We start from the raw sequence: 7426 nt of genomic DNA on the forward strand, positions 1-7426 counted from the left end.
CGGTGGCAAACATCGGCGCGGCGAAGGCGGAGCGGGGCGACGGTATTGCGTCGGGTGCGGCGGGCCTGGCCGGGCGGCCCGGGGGGAGGTGCGGGGGTCAGCGGGCGCTGCCGAGGTTGCGGTCGGTTTCGGAGCCCTTGAGCAGCAGGGTGGTTTCCTCGATGCGCCGGAAGCGGCCGTCGGGGGCCATGTCGGCGAACACGTAGACCTCCATGCTCACGGTCGTGCCGTCCTTCTTGGTGATGTGGCAGGTGTGCCGGTCGGCGTACCTGTCGCCGTCGTGGAGCTCTTCGTGGACCTCGATCTCCGCTGCGGCGACGAGCGTGCGCAGATGGGCGATGTGGTCGAGGAACTGGGAGCGGTCGGCCCACTCGCCGTCGGTGCGCTGGCGGTAGTCGGGGGTGAAGTGCCGGTCGGCGGCCTCGGTCAGGGTGATGTCCTCGTTGAGGAGCAGGTCGGTGAGGGCGGCCTTGATGCCGGTGCGGGTCATGTGGGGAAGGTCCTTCGGGTGGGTTCGGGCAGGGGGTGGTGGGGTGGGGGTCAGGCGGCGGTGTCGGTGAGGGTGTCGTCGAGCCAGTTGTAGATGCGGGCGATGGCGTGGCGCAGGGCGCCGGGGTGGCAGTGGGCGCCGGCGCCTTCCTCGGCGGTGAAGAGCATGAGGGTCTTGGGGCAGGTGAGGTGGTCGTAGAGCTGTTCGGGCTGGCCCTTGAAGAACTCGTCCTCCTCGGCGTCGCAGACGAGGGTAGGGCACTGGATCTTCTCGGCGATCCCGCCGGCGAGGGTGTAGTCGAGGTAGGAGGCGTTGAAGGCGCGGGGGGTGTCGACCCCCATGACGTACATGCCGTGGTTGAGTGCCCAGCGGGCGATCGGGTCCTTGGCCATGATCTGGTCGAGGGCGGCGTCGAGTTCGGGGGCGGACTCGGCCCGCAGGAGGCGTTCGGCCTCCTGTCGGGTGCCGGGGATGTTGCGGACGGAGATCTGGCCGAGGTCGTAGAGGCCGTCGACGGCTATCAGCGCGGCCAGGCGGTGTTCGAACGCGGCCGCGCGGGGGGCGAGTACTCCGCCCATGCTGAGGCCGAGGAGGGCGATGCGGCTGTTGTCGACTTCCGGGACGGTCTCGGCGAAGTCGATCACGGGGGTGATGACGTTCTCCCAGTCGGGGCGGAAGACCAGGCCCTGGTGGTGGCGCGGTCCGGGCATTCCGGGGCCGTCGAAGGCCAGCACGGTGTAGCCCCGCTCGACGGCGGCCAGCGCGCCGAAGAAGTGCATCTCCTCCGCGGTGCCGTCGAAGCCGTTGTGCATGATCAGGGTCGGGCGGGGGGTGCCCGAGTCGTCGGCCCGGTAGAGGTAGCCGGGGAGCGTGGTGTTCTCGTAGGGGATCCGGACCGGCTCGATGCGCGGGGTGGTGTAGAGGGCGGCGGCGGCCCGGAAGCACTCCACGGAGCGGTCGTAGGCGTGGTCGTGGCGCGGGTCGCAGTCCTTGCCGTGCAGGAAGAACTCCGCGGACCGGTAGTAGTTCGAGGCGCGGAGGAAGGCGTCGCGGGCGCTGACGCGGTGACCGGCCGCCAGGGCCTTCTCGGCCTCCGCCGACACCCGTTCGGCGGTGGTGAACCACTCGGTGTACCAGCTGTCGTAGTCGCCCTCGGTGACCCGCTCGGCGGTGGAGACGACCTCGCCGAAGTCTGCGCCGCCGTAGGCGATGTGGCTCATCGAGCGCAGGGTCTCGTACCAGAACTGGGTGTTGTCCGGGAACAGCAGCTGCTTCATGGCGGTCGTCTCCTTCGGAATCACAAGCACAGATCTGTGCTTGTGGGGTCGACTGTAGATCCTCGCGCGCTCGGAAGCAAATATTTGTGCTTACGATGAGGGGGTGACTCAGAACCAACCAGCTCCGCGCATCCGCAGGAGTCCCGAGCAGGTCCGCGCGGCCGTCCACCAGGCGGTCGTCGACCTTCTCTCGGACCCGGAGGGCGAGGACCTCAACATCCCCGCGATCGCACAGCGCGCCGGCGTCAACCACACCAGCGTCTACCGGCGCTGGGGCAGTCTCGACGCGCTGCTGGCCGACATGGTCACCACCCGCCTCGAACGCGACTCGCCGCTGAACGACACCGGCAGCCTGCGCGGTGACCTCATCGCCTGGGCCGAAGCCAGCGTCGCGAGCATGCACACGCCCCAGGGACGCGCTCTCGTACGCGCCGTCATCCTGTCCATGCCGAACGGCGCACAGGCGCAGAGCGACCGTGCCGGGCAATTCCGGCGCCGCATGCGTTCCATCGAGCAGATCCGCGAGCGGGCCATGGCCCGGGGCGAGGACCCGCCGCCGCTGGAGGAGATCCTCGACCAGCTGATCGCACCGTTCTACATCCGGACGATCTTCGGCATCGACCTGCCGGCCACCGGCTACCCGGAGCTCCTCGTGGACAGGCTCCTGGGCGGATCGGACCCTGATCCGGACTGAGGGACGCAGACTTTTCTGTTCTGCGTCCCCTTGTCCGTCGTGGGGGCCCGGCGGATCTCCACCCTCTTCTCCACCCCCGGGTCCAGGTGCGGCGAGCGGTGTCGCAGCAGTCTGGAGGGCATGACAGCAACCGAGTGGATCACCGATATCGCCCTCGTCCTGATCGTCTTCCGGCAGCTGCGGGAAGGCCGTCTCGACCACAAGACCTTCCTGCTGCCGCTGGGGATCGTGGCCTTCGTGGCGTACTCGTACCTGGACTCCGTCCCCACCGGCGGCAACGACCTCGTCCTGATCGCCACCCTGACGGCGGTGGGCGCCGCACTGGGCATCGCCGGGGGGATCTACACCCGGATCCGCGCCCTCGACGGAAACCTCCTGATCAAGGCGGGTGCCGTGTCGGCGGTCCTGTGGATCGCGGGCATGGGGGCGCGGATGGGGTTCCAGACCTGGGTGGAGCACGGCGGCGGCGCCGACGACGTCGCCCGGTTCAGCCTCGCGCACCACATCACCACCCAGCAGGCATGGGTCACGGCCTTCGTCCTGATGGCGCTCACCGAGGTCGTCACCCGGGTGGCCACGATCTTCGTACGCAGCCGGACGGTGCGGGCGGCCGCTGCCCTGCCCGTACTCGGCCGCACGGCCTGACCGTGCCGTATCTTCGGGCTGTGCCCGCAGACCAGAGCGCCCCGTCCCCCGGTGATGACACCGGCCGGGACGCGGGCGCGCGCCCCGTCCCCGGGCACGACCCGCGCCTGCAGTGGGCGGTGTCCCTCGCCGTCGTCGTCGCGGGAATCCTGACGATCCGGCCCGTGGGCCTCAGCGGCCGGGGTCTGGCCGTGGCCCTCCTCCTCGTGGTCAACTCCGCGGCGCTGCTGGCCCGGCGGCTTCCCGAGCACAGGGTCTCCCCGCGCCTCGCCGTCGTCTGGCTCACCTTCGGGGTCGTCGCGGCGGCCGCCCTGATCGGCCTGAGCAGCAGCGGGACGGGCTACCTCTTCGCCTTCTTCCTCGCCGGTCACATCGGATACCGGCTGGAGACCCGGCCGGCCCTCGTCCTCGCCGGGTTCTGCAGCCTGCTCTGCGGCGCCGTGCTGTTCCTGCGCATCGGACCGGGGCACGAGCTGCTGCCGTGGATCTTCGGCCTCGCCGCCGGCGCCCCGGTCCTGGTCGGCATCGTCAACCGCAGCCAGCAGCGGGCCGTACGGGCGGCGATCGACGCGGCGGAGTCGGCCGAACGCGCCGCGCGGGCCGAGGCGCGCACCGCCGTGCTGACCGAGCGCGGCCGGATCGCCCGGGACGTGCACGACGTCCTGGCCCACTCGCTCGCCGGGATCAACATGCAGCTGGAACTGGCGGACGCGCTGATCGACACGGGCGACCTCGACAAGGTCCGGGAGGCCCACAACAAGGCCCACAGCCTGGTCAAGGAGAGCCTGAGGCAGGCACAGTGGACCGTGCACGCCCTGCGTGAGGACGCGCTGCCGCTGCGCGAGACGCTCACCGCCATGCTGGCGTCCTCGGGCCACCGCGACGCCCTCACCGTCACCGGGACCGTGCGCGAGGTGCCCGCCGAGGCGGTCCGGAGCCTGCTGAGGATCGCCCAGGAGGCCCTGACCAACGCCGCCCGGCACGCTCCCGGCGGAGCCGTCGCCATGGAGCTGGCGTACACCCCGGCGTCGACCGCGCTCAGGATCCGCAACCGCCCCGCCACCCGCCGGGCGGCCCCGGGTGCGGGCAGCGGGATGGGACTGATCGGCATGCGCGAACGCGTCGCCCTGCTGGGAGGAACACTCGCCGCGGGCCCGGTCACCGAAGGCCCGCACCAGGGCGACTGGCAAGTGGAGGCAGTGATCCCGCAATGACCGCACGAACAGCACAGCAGCAGCAAGGGCAGGGGCAGGAGCGGTTGAGGGTGGTGGTCGCCGACGACCAGGCCGCCGTCCGCGAGCCCCTCGCCGCGGTCCTCGCCCTGGCCGATGGCATCGAGGTCGTCGCGGCCGCCGCGAACGGCACCGAGGTGCTGGCGGCCGTCGCCGCCGGCCCGGTGGACGTGGTCCTGATGGACCTGAGCATGCCCGTCATGGACGGCATCGAGACGACCCGCCGACTGGCCGGGGAACACCCGGAGGTCGCGGTGGTCGTCCTGACCACCTTCGCCGACGACGACTCGATCCTGGGCGCGCTGGGCGCGGGAGCCCGCGGCTACCTGACCAAGAACGCCGGACGCCAGGACATCACCCGCGCGATCAGGGCCGCGGCCGCCGGCCAGTCCGTACTCGACCGCGAGGTCCAGGACCGTCTGCTCGCCACCGTCAGGATCAAGACGCCGGCGCCGGCCCAGCCGCTGCCCGAGGACCTCACCCCCCGCGAACGCGAGGTACTCGCCCTGATCGGCCAGGGCCTGCCCAACCGGGGCATCGCCGAGCGGCTCTTCATCAGCGAGGCCACGGTCAAGACGCACATCAACAACCTGTTCGCCAAGGCCGGGATCCGCGACCGTCCGGACGCCGTCCGCCGCGCCATCGCCTCCGGCCTCGCCTGACGGGTCCTCGGCCGGCCCGGCCGCGACCGGGAATCCGCCCGCCTATCGCGCCGACCAGGAGGCCGGCCGTGCGTCGGCCTTCGGCCGCGGGCCGACGGCTGCACTCTGGGACGGTGCGGCGGGGGTCGTCAGTTGCCAGGGGCCCCAGCCGGCGCCCGGCGCCGACTGCCGGATCTCCCAGGTGCGGTCCCTGTTCCACTCGCGTGCCGCCACGTGGAGCCTGCCGTCGGGCAGTTGTTCCACGGTGCTCGGCTGGCTCAGGCCCACGCCCGGGTCCGGCACCAGGCCCATGGACTGCTTCGGGCCCCAGCCGGCGCCCGCGTTCTGCTGATGACGCCACTCCATCGAGCCGCCGCCGTACGCGCCGGAGGCGAAGGCGTCGATGCTGCCGTCCTGCTCTTTGAAGAGCACGACTCCGCCGTGGTACGGCGTCGGCGCGAGGCCGAAATTGTCCGGTGTGCTCCAGCCGCCCGCACCGCCGCCGACCTCCACCGAGTGGCAGAAGGAACCGTAGGTGGAGAACAACAGCTCCAGCCTGCCCGCCGAGTTCTCGATCGCCGTCATGGCGTAGCTCTTCGGGCCCACGGTCGCCGCGCCCACCCGCTGCCAGCCCCCGTACGCGCCGCCGGGTGCGTTCTGCTCTCGATGCCAGACGAAGGGCAGGCCCCCGGTCGCCGTGGCGTCGTAGAAGAGCTGGAGCTGCGCGATCCGGCCGTCCGCTCGCGCCACGGACACCAGGGTGTCGGCGACCGGCGAGCTCGCCAGACCCGTGGCCCTCGTGTCGGTCGAGCACGCGGGCGCGGTCTGCGCCACCGCCGTGGGGGCCATCGCGACCCCGGTGCACATCAGCGCCAACGCGGCCGCGCCGCGCGCACACGCCCCGACCCACCTGTCCCGTAAACCTCTGCGGATAGTTCCCATCGGTCCCCCCGGTTCTCCGGACCGGCCCGTGCGGCCGACCGCAGAGAATCCTCCTGGGGCGTGGCGGTTCGCGCCAGGGCACGAATTCGGCCAGTCCCGGCGACCGGATCGATCGTCACGCGACCGTCCGGCCCGACGGCAACTGCCCCTGGACGACCACCCGCCGTCAAAACTCTTCTAGGTATAAGATGTCGTATAGTCTGCGGTCACCGCCGAGGTGTGTGCGGGGGCCGTGGGGTACACCGACGGAAGGGGAAGCTGTGCGCACGACCACTCTCGGACGTACCGGCATCACGGTCAGCCGCATCGCTCTGGGCACGATGATGCTCGGCGCTTGGGGGAACCGGGATCACGGGGACGGTGAGCGGTTGGTCCGTGCCGCTCTGGATGCCGGGGTCAACCTCGTCGACACGGCGGACATGTACTCGGCCGGGGAGTCTGAGCGGATCGTCGGCAAGGCGCTCAAGGGGCGGCGGGACGAGGTCGTGCTCGCGACCAAGGCGCATTTCCCGATGGGCGGGGGCGGCAACCGACAGGGCAATTCGCGGCGCTGGATACGGCAGGCCGTCGAGGGGAGCCTGCGACGGCTGGAGACGGACCGGATCGACCTGTACCAGGTGCACCGGCCCGATCCGTCGACGGACATCGACGAGACGCTGTCGGTCCTGTCGGACCTGGTGCGGGAGGGGAAGGTACTCGCCATCGGGAGTTCGGACTTCCCGGCGGAGCAGATGGTGGAGGCCCGCTGGACGGCCGAGCGTCGCGGGCACGTGCCCTTCCACACCGAGCAGCCTCCGTACTCCGTCTTCATGCGGGGCGTGGAGCGTTCGGTGCTGCCGACCGCGCAGAAGTACGGCGTCGGCATCCTGACCTGGAGTCCGCTGGCCAGTGGCTGGCTCACCGGCAGGTACCGCCGCGGCGGGCCGCTGGAGCTCAACGACTTCCGGCGCACCCTCATCCCGCACAAGTTCGACCAGAGCCTGCCGGGCAATGCCCGCAAGTACGAGGTGGTCGAGGACCTGCTGCGGCTCGCCTCCGACGCGGGGCTCTCCCTCACGCACCTCGCGCTGGCCTTCGTACTGAGCCATCCGGCCGTCGACAGCGCCATCATCGGCCCGCGCACCGCCGACCAGTTGAAGGACCTGCTGGCCGCCGCCGATGTGGAACTGGACCACACCGTGCTGGACCGGATCGACGAACTGGTCCCCCCCGGTACCGACCTCAATCCCGCGGACGCGGACTACTCACCGCCGCAGCTGGCGGACGCGTCGCTGCGCAGGCGCTGACGTGTACGCCGAGAGCGCGCCCGCGGGGACGTACGGGGCCCGGGCCGCCGTGCTGGAGGGACGCGTCGTCTGCGGGGTGTGCGGTGAGCCCTGCCTGTACGCGCCGGCGGCGCCGGCCGCACCCGCCGTCTACCGGTGCCGCTCCCCCGGCGATCCCGCGCATCGACTTGCGGCCCGGGAGGGCCAGCAGTCCCCGTACGTACCGTCGGCCCTTCTCGC

9 protein-coding genes are annotated in these 7426 nt (G+C 71.4%); 6 read left to right on the forward strand and 3 right to left on the reverse strand.

Features of this window, described 5'->3' with window-relative positions:
* Positions 1-97 precede the first annotated feature (97 nt).
* Complete coding sequence (locus ABZW32_RS32225; protein WP_356222821.1) at positions 98-490, reverse strand: nuclear transport factor 2 family protein; 393 nt, start codon at positions 488-490, stop codon at positions 98-100.
* A 50-nt stretch (positions 491-540) separates the two neighbouring features.
* Entirely contained in the window at positions 541-1767 is a 1227-nt protein-coding gene (locus ABZW32_RS32230; protein ID WP_356222824.1) for an alpha/beta fold hydrolase, read from the reverse strand.
* A gap of 103 nt (positions 1768-1870) precedes the next feature.
* On the opposite strand from ABZW32_RS32230, the gene ABZW32_RS32235 reads away from it, so the two are divergent.
* From ABZW32_RS32235 to ABZW32_RS32250, 4 genes are all read left to right on the forward strand, one after another.
* Positions 1871-2461 carry a TetR/AcrR family transcriptional regulator C-terminal ligand-binding domain-containing protein gene (locus ABZW32_RS32235; protein WP_356222826.1) on the forward strand — a complete coding sequence of 197 codons (591 nt, stop codon included), beginning with the start codon at positions 1871-1873 and terminating at the stop codon, positions 2459-2461.
* Between the two features lie 120 nt (positions 2462-2581).
* Positions 2582-3106, forward strand: a complete 525-nt coding sequence (locus tag ABZW32_RS32240; RefSeq protein ID WP_356222829.1) for a hypothetical protein — start codon at positions 2582-2584, stop codon at positions 3104-3106.
* A 107-nt stretch (positions 3107-3213) separates the two neighbouring features.
* Positions 3214-4320 carry a histidine kinase gene (locus ABZW32_RS32245; protein WP_356222847.1) on the forward strand — a complete coding sequence of 369 codons (1107 nt, stop codon included), beginning with the start codon at positions 3214-3216 and terminating at the stop codon, positions 4318-4320.
* Positions 4317-5000 carry a response regulator transcription factor gene (locus ABZW32_RS32250; RefSeq protein WP_356222832.1) on the forward strand — a complete coding sequence of 228 codons (684 nt, stop codon included), beginning with the start codon at positions 4317-4319 and terminating at the stop codon, positions 4998-5000. The genes ABZW32_RS32245 and ABZW32_RS32250 overlap by 4 nt, the downstream gene beginning before the upstream one ends.
* Before the next feature lie 42 nt (positions 5001-5042).
* On the opposite strand, the gene ABZW32_RS32255 is transcribed toward ABZW32_RS32250, so the two are convergent.
* On the reverse strand, positions 5043-5846 hold the full coding sequence (locus ABZW32_RS32255; RefSeq protein WP_356222835.1) for a hypothetical protein: 804 nt from the start codon (positions 5844-5846) through the stop codon (positions 5043-5045).
* 335 nt (positions 5847-6181) lie between these two features.
* Between ABZW32_RS32255 and ABZW32_RS32260 the strand changes: the two genes are divergently transcribed.
* Positions 6182-7207 carry an aldo/keto reductase gene (locus ABZW32_RS32260; RefSeq protein WP_356222838.1) on the forward strand — a complete coding sequence of 342 codons (1026 nt, stop codon included), beginning with the start codon at positions 6182-6184 and terminating at the stop codon, positions 7205-7207.
* A 1-nt stretch (position 7208) separates the two neighbouring features.
* Positions 7209-7426: hypothetical protein (locus ABZW32_RS32265; RefSeq protein WP_356222841.1), on the forward strand; the 218-nt coding region annotated here is incomplete at its 3' end.

Source organism: Streptomyces sp. NPDC004667 (genome assembly GCF_040609475.1).
Classification (GTDB): Bacteria; Actinomycetota; Actinomycetes; order Streptomycetales; family Streptomycetaceae; genus Streptomyces.